13 protein-coding genes are annotated in these 16,941 nt (G+C 67.1%); 9 read left to right on the plus strand and 4 right to left on the minus strand.

Annotated features, from left to right (window positions below; all coding sequences use genetic code 11):
• Entirely contained in the window at nt 1-699 is a 699-nt protein-coding gene (locus DFR40_RS13580; protein ID WP_121459036.1) for a hypothetical protein, read from the minus strand.
• 161 nt (nt 700-860) lie between these two features.
• Between DFR40_RS13580 and DFR40_RS13585 the strand changes: the two genes are divergently transcribed.
• On the plus strand, nt 861-1,589 hold the full coding sequence (locus DFR40_RS13585; protein WP_121459037.1) for a uracil-DNA glycosylase family protein: 729 nt from the start codon (nt 861-863) through the stop codon (nt 1,587-1,589).
• A gap of 20 nt (nt 1,590-1,609) precedes the next feature.
• On the opposite strand, the gene DFR40_RS13590 is transcribed toward DFR40_RS13585, so the two are convergent.
• The 3 genes from DFR40_RS13590 to DFR40_RS13600 all read right to left on the minus strand — a co-directional run bounded on the left by DFR40_RS13590 (nt 1,610) and on the right by DFR40_RS13600 (nt 5,297).
• Nucleotides 1,610-3,061, minus strand: a complete 1,452-nt coding sequence (locus DFR40_RS13590) for a DegQ family serine endoprotease (protein ID WP_121459038.1) — start codon at nt 3,059-3,061, stop codon at nt 1,610-1,612.
• Nucleotides 3,062-3,220: 159 nt separating this feature from the next.
• Entirely contained in the window at nt 3,221-4,753 is a 1,533-nt protein-coding gene (locus tag DFR40_RS13595) for a fumarate hydratase (protein ID WP_121459039.1), read from the minus strand.
• Between the two features lie 13 nt (nt 4,754-4,766).
• Entirely contained in the window at nt 4,767-5,297 is a 531-nt protein-coding gene (locus tag DFR40_RS13600; protein ID WP_121459040.1) for a TIGR00645 family protein, read from the minus strand.
• Between the two features lie 252 nt (nt 5,298-5,549).
• Here DFR40_RS13600 and acs point away from each other — a divergent pair, with 252 nt between their 5' ends.
• The 8 genes from acs (at nt 5,550) to DFR40_RS13640 (ending at nt 16,939) form a co-directional block, all read left to right on the plus strand.
• Nucleotides 5,550-7,514 (plus strand): acetate--CoA ligase, encoded by a 1,965-nt coding sequence (gene acs / locus DFR40_RS13605; RefSeq protein WP_121459041.1) that lies wholly within the window; start codon nt 5,550-5,552, stop codon nt 7,512-7,514.
• A gap of 204 nt (nt 7,515-7,718) precedes the next feature.
• Nucleotides 7,719-7,913: a hypothetical protein gene (locus tag DFR40_RS13610; RefSeq protein WP_121459042.1), complete on the plus strand. Its 195-nt coding sequence runs from the start codon at nt 7,719-7,721 to the stop codon at nt 7,911-7,913.
• A complete protein-coding gene (locus tag DFR40_RS13615; protein WP_121459043.1) occupies nt 7,913-10,624 on the plus strand; it encodes a sensor histidine kinase in 2,712 nt (903 codons plus the stop codon). Before DFR40_RS13610 ends, DFR40_RS13615 begins: the two co-directional genes overlap by 1 nt.
• A gap of 17 nt (nt 10,625-10,641) precedes the next feature.
• Nucleotides 10,642-11,013, plus strand: a complete 372-nt coding sequence (locus tag DFR40_RS13620) for a response regulator transcription factor (RefSeq protein WP_121459044.1) — start codon at nt 10,642-10,644, stop codon at nt 11,011-11,013.
• A gap of 81 nt (nt 11,014-11,094) precedes the next feature.
• Nucleotides 11,095-13,251, plus strand: coding sequence for a 3'-5' exonuclease (locus tag DFR40_RS13625; RefSeq protein WP_121459045.1), 2,157 nt, complete (start codon nt 11,095-11,097; stop codon nt 13,249-13,251).
• A gap of 1 nt (nt 13,252) precedes the next feature.
• Nucleotides 13,253-14,284, plus strand: a complete 1,032-nt coding sequence (locus tag DFR40_RS13630; RefSeq protein WP_121459046.1) for a DUF294 nucleotidyltransferase-like domain-containing protein — start codon at nt 13,253-13,255, stop codon at nt 14,282-14,284.
• A gap of 67 nt (nt 14,285-14,351) precedes the next feature.
• Nucleotides 14,352-16,271 carry a DUF294 nucleotidyltransferase-like domain-containing protein gene (locus DFR40_RS13635; protein WP_121459072.1) on the plus strand — a complete coding sequence of 640 codons (1,920 nt, stop codon included), beginning with the start codon at nt 14,352-14,354 and terminating at the stop codon, nt 16,269-16,271.
• A complete protein-coding gene (locus DFR40_RS13640; protein ID WP_121459047.1) occupies nt 16,271-16,939 on the plus strand; it encodes a PolC-type DNA polymerase III domain-containing protein in 669 nt (222 codons plus the stop codon). The genes DFR40_RS13635 and DFR40_RS13640 overlap by 1 nt, the downstream gene beginning before the upstream one ends.
• Nucleotides 16,940-16,941 lie beyond the last annotated feature (2 nt).

Here is a 16,941-nt window from a genome sequence, read left to right on the forward strand (position 1 = left end):
TCAGAACTCGCGGACGATGCCGAGGCTGGCAACGCGTTCGCCGTCGCAGCGGCCGAGTGCAGCGGAGAGCTTGAGGCCGTCGGCAAGGCGGTAGCGCATCCCGGCCTGCCGTCCCGGGCGCTGGTGTTCGGCGCCGTAGGTTTCCAGCGTCAGGGTCAGCGTTTCCGCCAGCGGCAGCTCGCTGCCGAGGCCCCAGGTGTTGCGGCGCAGGTTCGGCCCGGCCTGGTGCACGTGGCTGCGGCCGAGATTGGCGTGTATCAGCGCGCCGCCGTCGAGCTGCCAGCTGAGCAGCAGGCCGAGCGTCTCGCCGCGGTTGCCGGGGGCATGCGCGGCATGTTCGCGCTGCCGGCTGTAAGCGAGGCCGGCCGAAACGCCGCTGGCGAGGACCAGCGGTACCCATTTCAGGGCCAGGCTGGTGCTGCGCAGGCTCTCGTCGGGCGAGGCCGCGTGGTCGCGGGTCCGCGCCAGACCGAGGGAAATCTCGACGTCGTCGACCGGCACGTAGCCCGCTGCCAGATCGAAACCGCGCGTGCGGCCGGCCCGGCTCCAGCCGAATTCGACCTTGCCGTCGCCGCGCGTCAGCGCGCCGGCGTCGTCCACCACCATCGGCCGCTCGGCCGCCGCCTCGCCCCCGAACAGCAGCGCCGGCAGCAGCAGGGCGAGCGCCGGCAGGCGCGGGCGCCGTTGTCCAGGATTCATGGTCACCCCCGTTGTTTTTTTGTTCGGGCGACATGCTAACACCGCACAATCCATTAAATGTGAAAAAAGCGTCAAAACGCCAGGTGGAATTTGCCCGGATTTTGCGGTCGACCGTCAAAAGCTTGGGATAATCGCGCTTTCCCGTTTTTTCGACGCCACCGATGACTTCCATTGCCACCCAGCTTGTCGACGCCGCGCGCACGCTTTCCGCGCAGGTCGATGCGATGCGCTTCGCCGCCCCGGCCAGCCATGTTTACAACCCGCTCGACTACGCCTGGCCGGTGCATCGGGCCTACCTGGAACGCTATGGCGACGGCAGGAAGAAGGTCGTTTTCCTGGGCATGAATCCGGGGCCCTTCGGCATGGCGCAGACCGGTGTGCCCTTTGGCGAGATCGCCGCGGTGCGCGACTGGCTGGGCTTGTCGGGGGCGGTCGGCAAGCCGGCCCGGGAGAATCCGCGCAAGCCGGTGGACGGCTTCGCCTGCAAGCGCGGCGAGGTCAGCGGCCAGCGCCTGTGGGGCCTGTTCCGCGAACGTTTCGGCACACCCGAGGCCTTCTTCGCCGAGCATTTCGTGGCCAACTACTGTCCGCTGGTGTTCTTCGACGACGGCCGCAACCTGACTCCGGACAAGCTGCCGGCGGCCGAGGCCGGTCCCTTGCAGGCGGCGTGCGATGCGCACCTGCGGCGGATGGTCGAGGCGCTGCAGGCGGAATGGGTGATCGGGGTCGGTGCCTGGGCCGAGAAGCGGGCGATGCTGGCGCTGGCCGGTCTGCCGGTGCGCTTCGGCCGCATCCTGCATCCGAGTCCGGCCAGCCCGGCGGCGAACCGCGGTTGGGCGCCGGCGGCGAGCCGGCAGCTGGCCGAACTGGGAATCTGGCCGGCGGCCTGACGGCCGCCGGTAGTTGCCGGTCAGCCGAGGTCGACCGGCACGAACAGGCGGGCGTTGTCGCGTTCGACGAGCAGCGCCGCCTTCTTGCCCGACTTGCCGATGGCGGCGCGCAGCTTGTCGATGTCGCCGACCGCTTCGCCATTGACCGAGAGGATCAGGTCGCCGGGACGGATGCCGGCGCGGGCGGCGGCACCGCCGACCTGCTCGACGACGAGGCCGCCGGCAATGCCGCGGCGACGGCTTTCCTCCGGCGTCAGCGGGCGTACGGCGACACCCAGGCGGCCCTTGTCGGCGCTCGGCGTTTCGGCGGCGGCACTGCGGGCTTCCTGGAAGGCGCCGACCTTGACCACGATGTCGCGCATCGCCTTGTTGCGCCAGACCTGCAGGCGCACCGTCTCGCCCGGCCGCTTGGCGGCGACGACGGCGGGCAGCTCGCCGGAGGCGTTGACCGGCTGGCCGTCGATGCCGAGGATGACGTCGCCGGCTTCGAGGCCGGCGCGGGCGGCCGGGCCGTCCTTGTCCACCGACGAGACCAGCGCGCCGGCCGGCCGCGGCAGGCCGAAGCTGTCGGCCAGCGACTGGTTGACCTCCTGGATGGCGACGCCGAGGCGGCCGCGCTCGACCTTGCCGTGAGCGACGATCTGCCGTTCGACGTTCATCGCGACCTCGATCGGGATGGCGAACGACAGCCCCTGGTAGCCGCCGCTGCGCGAGTAGATCTGCGAGTTGATGCCGATCACCTCGCCCTGCAGGTTGAACAGCGGACCGCCGGAGTTGCCCGGGTTGACCGCGACGTCGGTCTGCAGGAAGGGCACGTAGCTGCCGTCCGGCAGGCTGCGCGACTTGGCCGAGATGATGCCGGCGCTGGCGCTCGATTCGAAACCGTAGGGCGAGCCGATCGCCAGCACCCATTCGCCGACCTGGGCCGACTTGCTGTTGCCGATGCGCACCGTCGGCAGGTTGCGGGCTTCGATCTTGAGCACGGCGACGTCGCTGGCCTGGTCGAGGCCGAGGATCTTGGCGGTGTATTCGCGCTTGTCGTTGAGCTTGACGATGACTTCGTCGGCGTCGGCGACGACGTGGGCGTTGGTCAGGATGGTGCCGTCGGCGCTGACGATGAAGCCGGAGCCGACGCCGCGGCTCGGTTCGGCGTCTTCCGGAATCAACCCGCGGAACTGGCGGAAGAACTTGAAGAAAGGATCGCTCGGGTCGATCTGCGGGCCGCCGTAGGTCGCCTTGCGGTTGGCGGTGACGGCAATGTTGACGACCGCCGGCGCATTCGCGGCGACGATGCTGCGCAGGTCGGGAAAGCCGGCCGGGGCGGGCGCGGCGACCGGCGTGGCAACAGCCACCGGTGCGGCGGCCGGGGCCGGGGCGTTGCCGGACGGATGCTGACCGAGGGCATAGGCACCGCCGACGGCGGCGGAGACGGCGAGGGCGGCGACGGTGAGCTTCAGTCGGTTGAGAGGCATGCGGATCTCCTGCGGGAAATGAGGTGATCCGTATATTTGTTCACCCCCGCGATTTTTCCATCAGCGGTTGTGCGACGATTTGTTACGAAGTTTTGCGGTCGACCGTCAGATCCATGAAAAAAGCCGCCCGTGGGCGGCTTTGCCGGGTTGCTACGGGGCTCAGGCCTTGACCGGAATCTTGCCGATCTTGACCTGCCATTCCTTCGGACCGGTTTCATGGACGCTGGTGCCGGCCGAGTCGACGGCGACGGTGACCGGCATGTCCTGGACGTCGAACTCGTAGATCGCTTCCATGCCGAGGTCGGCGAAACCGACGACCTTGGCCGTCTTGATCGCCTTGGCCACGAGGTAGGCGGCGCCGCCGACGGCCATCAGGTAGGCCGACTTGTTGTCCTTGATCGCCTCGATGGCGACCGGGCCGCGCTCGGACTTGCCGACCATCGAGATCAGGCCGGTCTTCTCCAGCATCATCCGGGTGAACTTGTCCATGCGCGTGGCGGTGGTCGGGCCGGCCGGGCCGACGACTTCGTCGCGCACCGGATCGACCGGGCCGACGTAGTAGATGACGCGGTTGGTGAAGTCCACCGGCAGTTGCTCGCCCTTGGCCAGCATGTCGGCGATGCGCTTGTGCGCGGCGTCGCGGCCGGTCAGCATCTTGCCGTTGAGGAGCAGCTTCTGGCCCGGCTTCCAGGAGGCGACTTCTTCCTTGGTCAGGGTGTCGAGATTGACGCGGGTCGCCGACTTGAGGTCCGGCGTCCAGGTCACGGCCGGCCAGTCTTCCAGCTTCGGCGGCTCGATCCTGGCCGGCCCGGAACCGTCGAGGTGGAAGTGGGTGTGACGGGTGGCAGCGCAGTTCGGCACCAGCGCCACCGGCAGGTTCGCGGCGTGGCAGGGGTAGTCGAGCACCTTGACGTCGAGCACGGTGGTCAGGCCGCCGAGGCCCTGGGCGCCGACGCCGAGGGCGTTGATCTTCTCCATCAGCTCGAGGCGCAGCTCTTCCGGACGGGTCAGCTTGGCACCGCTGGCGGCCTTGGCCTTCAGCTCGTGGATGTCGACCGGCGCCATGATCGATTCCTTGGCCAGCAGCATGGCCTTTTCCGGCGTGCCGCCGATGCCGATGCCGATGATGCCGGGCGGACACCAGCCGGCGCCCATTTCCGGGATCTTCTTGAGGACCCAGTCGACCAGGTCGTCGGACGGGTTGAGCATGGCGAACTTGGACTTGGCTTCCGAGCCGCCGCCCTTGGCCGCGCAGATGACCTCGACGTGATGGCCTTCGACGATCTCGAAATGCACCACGGCCGGGGTGTTGTCCTTGGTGTTCTTGCGGGCGCCGGCCGGATCGGCGAGCACCGAAGCGCGCAGCGGGTTGTCCGGGTTGGCGTAGGCGCGACGCACGCCTTCATTGATCATTTCCTGGATGCTCATCGTCGCATCCGGCCAGGTGACCTGCATGCCGACCTTGATGAAGACCATGCCGATGCCGGTGTCCTGGCAGATTGGGCGATGGCCTTCGGCGGCCATGCGCGAGTTGGTCAGGATCTGGGCGATGGCGTCCTTGGCGGCGGGGTTTTCCTCGCGCTCGTAGGCTTCACCCAGCGCCTTGATGTAATCGAGCGGGTGGTAGTAGCTGATGTACTGGAAGGCATCGGCGATCGACTGGATCAGGTCTTCCTGCTTGATGGCGGTCATGCGCAACTCCGGGTCAGTGGTTGTTATGTTGAAGAATCAGGGTCTGGGTCATCAGCTTGTCGACCATCGCCATGGCCAGCGCCGAGACGATGAAGACGACATGGATCACGACCTGCCAGAGCAGCGTGTGCTCGGCCAGGTTGCCGGCATTGATGAAGCTTTTCAGCAGGTGAATCGACGAAATGCCGATGATCGCCGTCGATAACTTGATCTTGAGGACGCCGGCATTGACGTGGTTGAGCCACTCCGGCTGGTCCGGGTGCTCGTCGAGGTGGAGGCGCGAGACGAAGGTTTCGTAGCCGCCGACGATGACCATGATCAGCAGGTTGGCGATCATGACGACGTCGATCAGGCCAAGCACGATCAGCATGATGTCGGCTTCGGTCATCTTCTGTTCGCCGAAGATGCCATGCACCAGGTGGCCGAGTTCGATCATGAACAGCCAGACATAGACGGCCTGGGCGATGATCAGTCCGATGTAGAGCGGCGCCTGGATCCAGCGGCTGGCGAAGATGAAGGAGGGCAGCAGTTTGGTCGGGTTCATGCGTGTTTTCGGATCAAATCGGGGCCCGCAGTTTAGCACGCTGTCCCGGGCCTGCCCGAGATCGCCGTATGTTGCGCCGCAGCGTGATTTCGTAAGGCCTTTGTAAGAATATCGTCGTGTAATGAGTGCTTGCCGCCGGCCTGGGGAGTGAGACGGTTTCGGCGCGTACGGCTTGGTTACATCCCGGGGTTCGACCCCGCGGCCCGATCGGTTGTTTCAACATAAATGCGAAGTACCGCAGAGGAGAAAAATATGTCGAATGAGTCCGTGCAGTTCTACTATCCGTCTGACGAAATCGTCAAGAATGCGGCGGTTTCCGGGATGGACGCCTACAAGGCGCTGTGCGCGGAAGCAGAAGCCGACTACGAAGGTTTCTGGGCCAAGCGGGCCCGCGAACTGGTCAGCTGGAAGGAACCCTTCACCCAGGTCCTGGACGAATCGAATGCTCCGTTCTTCAAGTGGTTCGCCGACGGCAAGCTGAACGTCTCCTACAACTGTCTCGACCGCCAGGTCGAAGCCGGCAAGGGCGACAAGGTCGCGATCATTTTCGAAGCCGACAACGGCGACGTGACCAAGGTCACCTACAAGGAACTGCTGGCCAAGGTCTGCAAGATGGCCAACCTGCTCAAGGCCAAGGGCGTCAAGAAGGGCGACCGCGTCGTCATCTACATGCCGATGACCATCGAAGGCGTCGTCGCCATGCAGGCCTGTGCCCGCATCGGCGCCACCCACTCGATCGTGTTCGGCGGCTTCTCCGCCCAGGCCCTGCGCGACCGCATCAACGACGCCGGCGCCGTCCTGCTGATCACCTCCGACGGCCAGTTCCGCGGTGGCAAGGCGCTGCCGCTCAAGGCCATCGCCGACGAAGCCATCGCCCTCGGCGGCTGCGACACGCTCAAGGGCGTCGTCGTCTTCAAGCGCACCGGCATGGACGTGACCATGGTTGCCGGCCGCGACGAGTGGCTGCACGAAGGCCTCGCCAGCCAGGCCGATACCTGCGAACCGGAATGGGTCGGTGCCGAGCACCCGCTGTTCCTGCTCTACACCTCGGGTTCGACCGGCAAGCCGAAGGGCGTCCAGCACTCGACCGGCGGCTACCTGCTGCACGCCATCCTGACGATGAAGTACACCTTCGACATCAAGGACAGCGACGTCTTCTGGTGCACCGCCGACATCGGCTGGGTCACCGGCCACACCTACATCGCCTACGGCCCGCTCGCCTGCGGCGCCACCGAGATCGTCTTCGAAGGCGTGCCGACCTACCCGGACGCCGGCCGTTTCTGGAAGATGATCCAGGATCACAAGGCCACCATCTTCTACACCGCACCGACCGCGATCCGTTCGCTGATCAAGGCGGCCGACAACAACCCGGCGGTGCATCCGAAGAGCTACGACCTGTCGTCGCTGCGCATCCTCGGTTCGGTCGGCGAGCCGATCAACCCGGCCGCCTGGGAGTGGTACCACGCCAACGTCGGCGGCGGCCGCTGCCCGATCGTCGATACCTTCTGGCAGACCGAAACCGGCGGCCACATGATCACTCCGCTGCCGGGCGCGACGCCGCTGATCCCCGGTTCCTGCACGCTGCCCTTCCCGGGCATCCAGTTCGCCGTGGTCGATGAGACCGGCGCCGAACTGCCGTGGGGCCAGGGCGGCATCCTCGTCTGCAAGAAGCCGTGGCCGTCGATGATCCGCACCATCTGGAACGACGACGAGCGCTTCATCAAGTCGTACTACCCGGCCGACTTCCAGGGCAAGTACTACCTGGCGGGCGACGGCGCGATCCGCGACAAGGACACCGGCTACTTCACCATCACCGGTCGTATCGACGACGTGCTCAACGTTTCCGGTCACCGCATGGGGACCATGGAAATCGAATCGGCGCTGGTCGCCAACCCGCTCGTCGCCGAGGCTGCCGTCGTCGGCCGTCCGGACGACCTGACCGGCGAGGCCATCGTCGCCTTCGTCGTGCTCAAGGGCCAGCGTCCGACCGATCCGGAAGCCGTCAAGAAGATGGTCAAGGAGCTGCAGGACTGGGTCGGCAAGGAGATCGGGCCGATCGCCAAGCCGAAGGACATCCGTTTCGGCGACAACCTGCCCAAGACCCGTTCCGGCAAGATCATGCGGCGTCTGCTGCGTGGCCTGGCCAAGGGCGAGGAACTGACGCAGGACACCTCGACCCTCGAGAATCCGGCGATCCTCGAGCAACTGAAGGGCTGAGCGGTAATCACGGTCGACCGGCGGTCGACCGCAAAATTCACGGAGCGGCGCGCTTGCCAGGCCGCTCCGACAGACTAAAAAGGGCAAGGAGGAGACAATGGTCGCCCATAAGGTGGCCTCCCGTGTGGTCGCATCAGACTGCATGCCTACAACGGCCGGCACGCTTGGCGTGTCGGCCGTTTCCATTTTTCCGGAGGGGTTGCGGTGAAACGCGGTAGTCCGACGCGCCAGCGCCTGACCGCGCTCGGCCTGCTCGGCATTCCCCTGCTCAGCTATCCGCTGGTCGGCCTGCCCGGCGGCACGCTGGCCGACCTGCCGGCGATCTTCCTCTACCTGTTCGGCGTCTGGGGCGGCCTCATCGCGCTTGCCGCGCTGGTCGCCGAGCGGCGCGGCAAGTGATGCTCTCCGGCTGGTTCGTCGTGCTCCTCTCGGTGGCCTACGGCGGACTGCTCTTCGCCGTCGCCCGCTTCGGCGACGCACGTGCCGACGCCGGCCGTTCGATCATCGGCGCCAACGTCTATGCGCTGTCGCTGGCGGTCTACTGCACGTCGTGGACCTTTTTCGGCAGCGTCGGCCGGGCCACCTCCGGCGGCCTGTCCTTCCTCACCATCTACCTCGGGCCGACGCTGATGCTGTTGTGCGTCGGCGTCATCGTCAAGATGATCCGCATCGCCAAGGCGCAGCGGATCACCTCGATCGCCGATTTCATCGCCGCCCGCTACGGCAAGAGCCAGTTGCTCGCCGGGCTGGTGACGGTGATCGCGGTGGTCGGCATCGTTCCCTACATCGCGCTCCAGCTGAAGGCGGTGGCCGCCAGCCTGGACGTGCTGTTCGACCGTTCCGGCCACGCCATCCAGCTCTGGGGCGTCGATTCGACCTTGCTGGTGGCGGCGGTGCTGGCGCTGTTCACCATCCTCTTCGGCACCCGCCACCTCGACGCCACCGAGCGCCACGAGGGCATGGTCGCGGCGGTCGCCTTCGAATCGGTGGTCAAGCTGCTCGCCTTCGTCGCCGTCGGCGTCTTCGTCACCTGGGGCATCTACGACGGCTTCGCCGACCTGTTCCGGCGGGCGGCGGCGCAGCCCGAGCTGCTTCGCCTGATGCAGCCTGATCCCTCGCGCGCCGGCGCCTGGGCGGCGATGATCCTGCTCTCGGCGCTGGCCATCGTCTTCCTGCCGCGCCAGTTCCAGGTAATGGTCGTCGAGAATGTCGACGAGTCGCACCTCAAGCGCGCGGTCTGGCTGTTTCCGCTCTACCTGCTGCTGATCAACATTTTCGTGCTGCCGGTGGCGCTCGGCGGGCTGATGCACTTTGCCGGCCAGGGCGCCAATCCCGATACCTTCGTGCTCACCCTGCCGCTGTCACAGGGGGCGCAGGCGCTGGCGCTGCTCGTCTTCATCGGCGGCCTGTCGGCGGCGACCGGGATGGTCATCGTCGAAACCATTGCCCTGTCGACGATGGTCTGCAACGACCTGGCGATGCCGGCACTGTTACGGTCGACCTGGCTGCAACGGCAAAAACGCGGCGACCTGTCGCGCCTGCTGATCGGCATCCGCCGGCTGGCCATCGTCTTCATCCTGCTCCTCGGCTATGCCTACTTCAAGGCTGCCGGCGAAGCCTACGCGCTGGTCGGCATCGGCCTGATCTCGTTCGCCGCGGTCGCCCAGTTCGCGCCGGCGCTGTTCGGCGGCATGTACTGGAAGCAGGGCACCCGTGCCGGGGCGCTGGCCGGGTTGCTCGCCGGCTTCGCCGTCTGGCTGTACACGCTGCTGCTGCCGTCGTTCGCCAAGTCGGGCTGGATCGACAGCGGCTTCGTCGAAGTCGGGCCGTTCGCCATCGACTGGCTGCGCGCCCAGGCGCTGTTCGGCCTCGACGGTCTCGACGAGATCTCGCATTGCCTGTGGTGGAGCCTGCTCGCCAACCTCGGCGCCTACCTGGCGGTGTCGCTGGCGACCGTGCCGGATGCGCTCGAGGCCAGCCAGGCCGAGCGCTTCGTCGATGTCTTCCGGCACGCCCAGCGGGCGCCGGACGTCCGGCTGTGGCGCGGCAACGCCTCCTTGCAGGAACTGGTCGAACTGCTCGAGCGCTTCCTCGGTCCGGCGCGCACCCGCCAGCAACTGGCGGCGCATGCCCGCAGCCGCGGCCGTAGCGACTGGCGCGAACTGGCGCCCGATGCCGAGTTCGTGCATTTCGCCGAGGCCGAACTGGCGGCGGCGATCGGCTCGGCCAGCGCGCGGGCGATGGTGTCCAGCGTCACCCGCGAGGAAGACCTCGGCCTCGAGGAAGTCCTCGACATCCTTGACGAGGCCAGCCAGGTCCGTGCCTACAGCCGCGAGCTGGAAGCCAAGCAGCGGGCGCTGGAAGCGGCGACCGGCGAACTGCGCGCGGCCAACGCGCAACTGCGCGAGCTCGACCGGATGAAGGACGATTTCATCTCGACGGTGACGCACGAACTGCGCACGCCGCTGACCTCGATCCGCGCCCTGTCCGAAATGCTGCACGACGATCCGCGGCTGGAACTCGGCGAGCGGCGGCGCTTCCTCGGCATCATCGTCGGCGAGGCCGAGCGGCTGACCCGGCTGATCAACCAGATCCTCGACCTGGCCCGGCTCGAATCCGGGCGCGCCGAGTGGACCGCCGTCGCCGTCGATGTCGGCGCCGTCGTGCGCGAGGCGATGGCGGCGCTCGAACCGCTGTTCCGCGAGAAGGGCGTGCGCCTGAGCGGCGAGATCGCCGCCGGGCTGCCGAGCGTGCTCGCCGACCGCGACCGGCTGACCCAGGTCGTCGTCAACCTGCTTTCGAACGCGGTCAAGTTCGTTCCCGGCGGCAGCGGCGAGGTCCGCGTCGGTGTCGCCTGCAGCGACGGGGCGGTGCGCGTCAGCGTCGCCGACAACGGGCCGGGGCTGACCGCCGACGAATGTGTCAGTGTTTTCGAGAAGTTCCGGCAGGGCGGCAACACGCTCACCGACAAGCCCCAGGGGACCGGTCTGGGGCTGCCGATCAGCCGGCAAATCGTCGACTACTTTGGTGGTAAGCTTTGGGTTGAAAGTGCGCCGGGCGCCGGCGCCACCTTCATTTTCACGGTTCCCCTGCGAGAGCCGGATGCATAAGACGGGAGACTAAACGGATGTCCAAGAAGATACTGATCGTCGACGACGAGCCCAACATCGTCATATCGCTCGAATTCCTGATGAAGAAGGAGGGGTTCGAGGTGGTGGTGGCCTGCGACGGCGAGGAGGCGCTGGCCAAGGTCGCCGAATTCGCGCCCGACCTGGTGCTGCTCGACGTGATGATGCCGAAAAAATCCGGCTACGAGGTTTGCGAGGCGCTGCGCGCCGATCCGGCGCAGGCTGCGCTGAAGATCGTCATGCTCACCGCCAAGGGCCGCGACACCGAGGTCGCCAAGGGGCTGGCGATCGGCGCCGACGTGTACATGACCAAGCCGTTCTCGACCAAGGAACTCATGCTCCGGGTCCGGGAAACGCTCGGCCAGGCCTGATCCGGCGAACGCAACGCCACCGCCCGCGTTGACGGTCGACGCCGCCGAACGCGCAAAAACCATCCGCCAGGGGTTGTCGCCATGAAGGCCAAAGTCCGCTTCCTGCTCGCCATCGTCGTCCTCGGTCTGCTGATGACCGGGCCGTTCATCGTCACCTCCTTCCTTGTCTGGGTGGACATGAAGGACGCCGAGCGCGAGATGCTCACCGAACTGCTGCTGTCGCGCCTGCCGATCGGCACGCTGATGACGCTGTTCGGTTTCGCCATCGGCGTCGCCGTGCTGCACAAGCTGTTCAAGCAGTACGTCGAGGGCCTGCTCGGCATGGCCGAGCAGTTGCGCCTGATGCTCGGCGCCAACCGCAATTTCCGCGTCCGCCTCGACGGTCCGCCGGAAGTCCAGCAACTGGCGCAGGCCGCCAACGACCTGGCCGCCCAGCGCGACGCGCTGCTCGACGACGTCGATTCGCGGATCGCCCAGGCCAACGCCTCGGTCGAGGAAGAGAAGAACCGCCTGGCGGCGCTGATGTCGGAACTGGCGCAGGCCGTCGTCGTCTGCAATCTCGACGGTCGCATCCTGCTCTACAACAACCGCGCCCGGCTGCAGTTCAAGGCCCTGTCGCAGGGACCGACGACGGTCGCTGGCGGGGCGCTGATCGGACTCGGCCGCTCGATCTTCTCGATCCTCGAGAAGAACCAGGTCGAGCACTCGCAGGAAATCATCCGCCAGCGGCTGGCCAACGGCAAATCGGCGCTGGCCAATTTCGTCACCACCACGCGCGGCGGCCAGCTGCTGCGCGTGCAGATGGTGCCGGTGCTGTCGGCGGCGCTCGAGCCGGCCGAGGCGCAGATGACCGGCTACGTGCTGACCGTGGACAACATCACGCGCACGCTCGAGGAAGAGGCGCGCCGCGACCAGGCGCTGCATTCGCTGACCGAAGGCAGCCGGGCGGCGCTCGGCAGCATCCGGGCGGCGGTCGCCAACCTGATCGACTACCCGGAGATGGACAGCGAGCTGCGCGAGCGCTTCGTCAAGGTCGTCGACGACGAGGCGGCGCGGATGAGCCAGCGTCTCGACCAGACGATGCACGAGTTCTCCGATTCGATGAAGACGCGCTGGCCGCTCGAGGACGTGCTGGCCACCGACATCATCAGCGCCGCCCAGCGCCGGATCGAGGACAAGCTGAAACTGCCGACCAAGACCGAGGACGTCGATGCGGCGCTGTGGATCAAGGCCGACAGCTTCTCGCTGGTCTTCGCGCTGGTCTTCATCGCCGAGCGGCTGCAGGATCACTACCAGGTCCGCGACCTGCGCTTCCGTACCGTCAGCGAGGGCAAGCTGGCCTACCTCGACCTGATCTGGGTCGGCCAGGCGATCTCCTCGGAGACCTTCTACACCTGGGAAATGGAAACCATGCAGGCGCTTGGCGAGACCTCGTCGCTGTCGCTGCGCGACGTCATCGACCGCCACGGCGGCGAGATCTGGTACCAGCGCGAGAAGGCCGCGCACCGTGCCTTCTTCCGCTTCGTGCTGCCGGTGGCGACGCCGGCGGCCGAGCTGGTCGACGAGCGGCGCAGCACCGGCCGGCCGGAGTACTACGACTTCGACCTGTTCAAGTTCGAGGACAAGTCGATCGACCTCGACCGCAAGCTGTCCGAGCTGACCTACACCGTCTTCGACACCGAGACGACCGGCCTCGAGCCGTCGAAGGGCGACGAGATCATCCAGATCGGCGCCGCCCGCATCGTCAACAACCGCCTGCTCAAGCAGGAAATCTTCAACCAGATCGTCGACCCCGAGCAGCCGCTCAAGCCGGAGTCGATTCCGATCCACGGCATCACCGAGGACATGGTCCGCGGCCAGCCGAACATCGACATCGTGCTGCCGGCCTTCCACGCCTTCTGCGAGGAAACCGTGCTGATCGCCCACAACGCCGCCTTCGACATGCGCTTCCTGCAGTTGAAGGAAGCGCGCACCGGCCTGCGTTTCACCCAGCCGGTGCTCGACACCTTGCTGCTCTCGGCGGTCGTCCATCCCAATCAGGAGTCGCACAAGCTCGACGTCATCCTGGAGCGCCTGGGGATCAGCATCGGCAGCCGGCACAACGCGCTCGAGGACGCCATCGCCACCGGCGAGGTCTTCCTGCGCCTGCTGCCGCTGCTTGAGGAAAAGGGCATCGTCACCGTCCGCCAGGCGCTGGCGGCGGCCGAGAAAACCTACTTCGCGCGCATCAAGTACTGACATGGAAGCGCTGCCGCTGCCCGGATCGTCGTACCCGGCGCTGCTCGCCGAACTGGCCGCGGTCGACGACCCGGCCCGCTTGCCGGCGCTCGCCGCCAGCGTGCACCAGCGCCTCGGCGAAGTGGCCGACGGCCGCCTCGACGGCGAAACGGCGACGCGGCTGATTTCCACGGTCAACGACCGGTTGACCGCAAAAACCATTGCCCTGGTCGCCCGCCGCCAGCGCCTGCCGCCGGCCGCCTGGTGCTGGCTGGCGATGGGCTCGGAAGGGCGCGACGAACAGACCCTGGCCGGCGACCAGGACAACGGCCTGGTCTTCGCCGCCAGCGACGGGCGCGAGGCGCAGGCGCTGCGCGAGCGTTTCCTGCCGTTTGCCGAAGCGGTCAACGCGGCGCTCGCCGACTGCGGCTTTCCCCGCTGCCCGGGCGGCATCATGGCCGGCAATCCGGCCTGGTGCCTGTCGCTCGCCGAATGGCGCGAGCAGTTCTTCGACTGGGTGCGCTGCCCGGAACCGGCGGCGCTGCTCAACGCCAGCATCTTCTTCGACCTGCGCCCGCTGGCCGGCAGCTTCGCGCTCGGCGATGCGCTGCGCGACGAGATCGCCCGCCTGTGCGCCGACGCGCCGGCCTTCCAGCACCTGATGGCGGCCAATGCGCTGCAGGCGCAGCCGCCGCTCGGCTTTCTCGGCGATGTCACGGTCGACGACCCGGAAGGCATCGATTTGAAGAAATTCGGCAGCCGCATCTTCGTCGATGCCGCGCGCATCTTTGCGCTGGCTAACGGCTGCAAGGCGGTCAACAGCTTTGCCCGGCTGCGCCAGGCCGGGCCGGCAGCCGGCATGCAGGCGCGCGAGATCGCCGCCGCCGCTGCCGCCCTCGGCCACCTGCTGCGCCTGCGCCTCGCCGCCCAGCAGGGCGGGGCGGTGCTGCTGCAACCGGCGGCACTGCACGACGTCGATCGCGCGATCCTGCGCGAGTCGCTGCACCAGGCGCGCCATCTGCAGCAACGCCTCAAGTTAAACTATTCCTTATAACAGCCATCGAGCAGGGGGAGCCATGAGTACAGAACAGGAAAGCATCGACGTCGGCCAGGTCGAAGCCATGCTGCGCCAGGAAGGGCAGCGGCGGGCGGCCGGCAACACCCAGGCCTTTCTCGCCCGGCACGCGCCGTTCAACAAGATGGCGCCGGCGGCGCTGCAGTTGTTCGCCGAGAAGGCGCACATCGCCTTCTACCCGGCCGGCAGCCTGATCGTCGGGCCGGATTCGGGCAATGTCCGCTTCTTCTACCTGATCGAGTCGGGCAAGGTGCAGGCGCGCCAGGCCGGCGAGGTCACCGTCACCGAGTACTCGATCCTCAGCCTCGGCGCCGGCGAGAGCTTTCCGATCGGCGCGGTCACCGCCGGCCGGCCGTCGACCAACATCTATACCGCCGTCGAGGATACCTTCTGCTACCACCTGCCGGCCGAGGACTACCTGCGGCTGATGGCGAGCAGCCCGGAATTCAACCTGTTCTGCACGCAGTACATCGCCAGCCTGCTCGACCAGTCGCGGCGGCAGCTGCAGGCCCAGTTTGCGCAGAAGGCGAGCGAGCAGCAGACGCTGAACTCGCCGCTCGCCGGCATCGGCGCCCGCAATCCGGCCGCGGTGCAGCCGCAGACGCCGCTGCGCCAGGCGCTGGAAAGCATGTCGCAGCTGGGCATCGGCTCGATGGTGGTGACCGACGCCGAGCTCAAGCCGGTCGGCATCTTCACCCGCAGCGACCTGCTCGACCGCGTCGTCCTCGCCGGCCTGTCGCTCGACGCGCCGATCAGCGAGGCGATGTCGGCGACGCCCTTCATGCTCGACGAACATGCCACCGCCTACGATGCGATGCTGGCGATGGCCACCCACGGCATCCGCCACGTCCTCGTCACCGACCATCTCGGCCGGCTCTCCGGCGTCGTTTCCGAGCGCGACCTGTTCGCGCTGCAGCGCGTCGGCCTGCGCCAGATCCGCCAGGCCATCGAGTCGGCGCCCGACGTTGCCGCGCTCAAGGCGTCGGCCGCCGACGTCCGCCAGCTGTCGTTCAACATGCTCGCCCAGGGCATCGGCGCCGAGCAGCTGACGCAGTTCATCTCGGCGCTCAACGATGCGCTGACCCGGCGCGTCATCCAGCTCAACCTCGAGCGCCACGATTTCGCCGGCATCGACTGGGCGTGGCTGGCCTTCGGCTCGGAAGGCCGCGACGAGCAGACCTTCAGCACCGACCAGGATAACGGCATCGTCTACCTGGTGCCCGATGGCGGCGACCAGGAAGCCCTCAAGCAGCGCTTCCTGGCGTTCGCCCTCGACACCAACAAGGATCTCGACCAGGTCGGCTTCCCGCTGTGCAAGGGCAACATCATGGCCAGCAACCCGCAGTGGTGCCTGACCCTGGACGAGTGGCGCGCCCAGTTCAGCAAGTGGATCCGCACGCCGGAGCCGGTGGCCCTGCTCAACGCGACGATCTTCTTCGACTTCCGCCCGCTCCACGGCAAGAGCGAACTCGCCGACAGCATGCGCCGCCATCTGCTGTCGCAGGCTTCGGCGACGCCGGTCTTCCTCCAGGCGATGGCGCGCAATGCGCTCGAGGTCGGGCCGCCGCTGGGCAAGATCCGCGATTTCGTCACCGATCTCGAAGCCGACCATCCGGGCAAGATCGACCTCAAGAAGTACGGCTCGCGGATCTTCGTCGACGTCGCCCGCATCTACGCGCTCGCCGCCGGCGTGCACGGGACCAACACGATCCAGCGCCTGCGCCTGTCGGCGCAGAAGATGAACATCCGCGGCGAGGAGATCAATGCCGTCCTCGACGGGCTCAACTTCATCCAGCTGCTGCGCCTGCAGCACCAGTACCTGGAGGGCGAGCCGGGGCGCCAGGGCGACAACCTGATCGACCCGGAAAAGCTCAACGAGCTCGATCGCCGCATCCTCAAGGAATCCTTCCGCCAGGCGCGCAAGATCCAGTCGCGCCTGAAGCTCGACTACCAGGTGAACAACTGATGATCTCCGGCCTGAGGAAATTCCTGTTCGGCGCGGGGCCGGGCGAACATCTCCCCGACGACGTCAAGGCGGCGCTCGCCGCCTGGCAGGAGAGCGACGCCGGGGCGCTCGAGTCGTCGCATTTCATGACCCGCTATGTCGTCGTCGACATCGCCACCGACGGCCAGAACCCCGACAGCGACCGGATCACCGGCATCGCCGCGACGCTGGTGCACCAGGGCGTGGTTTCGCCGGAGCAGAGCATTTTTGTCGATCTGGCCGGGTCGACCGTGGACGATGCGACGGTCGACCGCCAGCTGGCGGCATTTTTGCGTTTCGTCGGCAAGTCGCCGCTGGTGTCGTACCACGTCGCTTACGTCAGCGGCTTTCTCCAGCAGTTGCTGAAGAAACGCCTGGGCATCGGCTTCGCGCCGCGCTGGGTGGACCTCACCTGGCTGCTGCCGGCGATGTTCGGCGAGACCAGCCACAAGCCGATGCCGCTCGACGACTGGCTGGTCGCCTTCGGCCTCGACGTCGGCGAGGGCCGGCGCAGTCCGACCGCGAACAGCCTGGCGCTGGCCCGGCTGCTGCAGATGACGATCGTCCGTGCGCACGCCAAGGGCGTCGATACCGTCGACCAGCTGATCGACGAATCGAAGGCCAGCAGTCACCTGCGCCGGACCCACTGAGC

Origin of the sequence: Azonexus fungiphilus, assembly GCF_003634965.1 — a bacterium.
Lineage (GTDB): Bacteria > Pseudomonadota > Gammaproteobacteria > Burkholderiales > Rhodocyclaceae > Azonexus > Azonexus fungiphilus.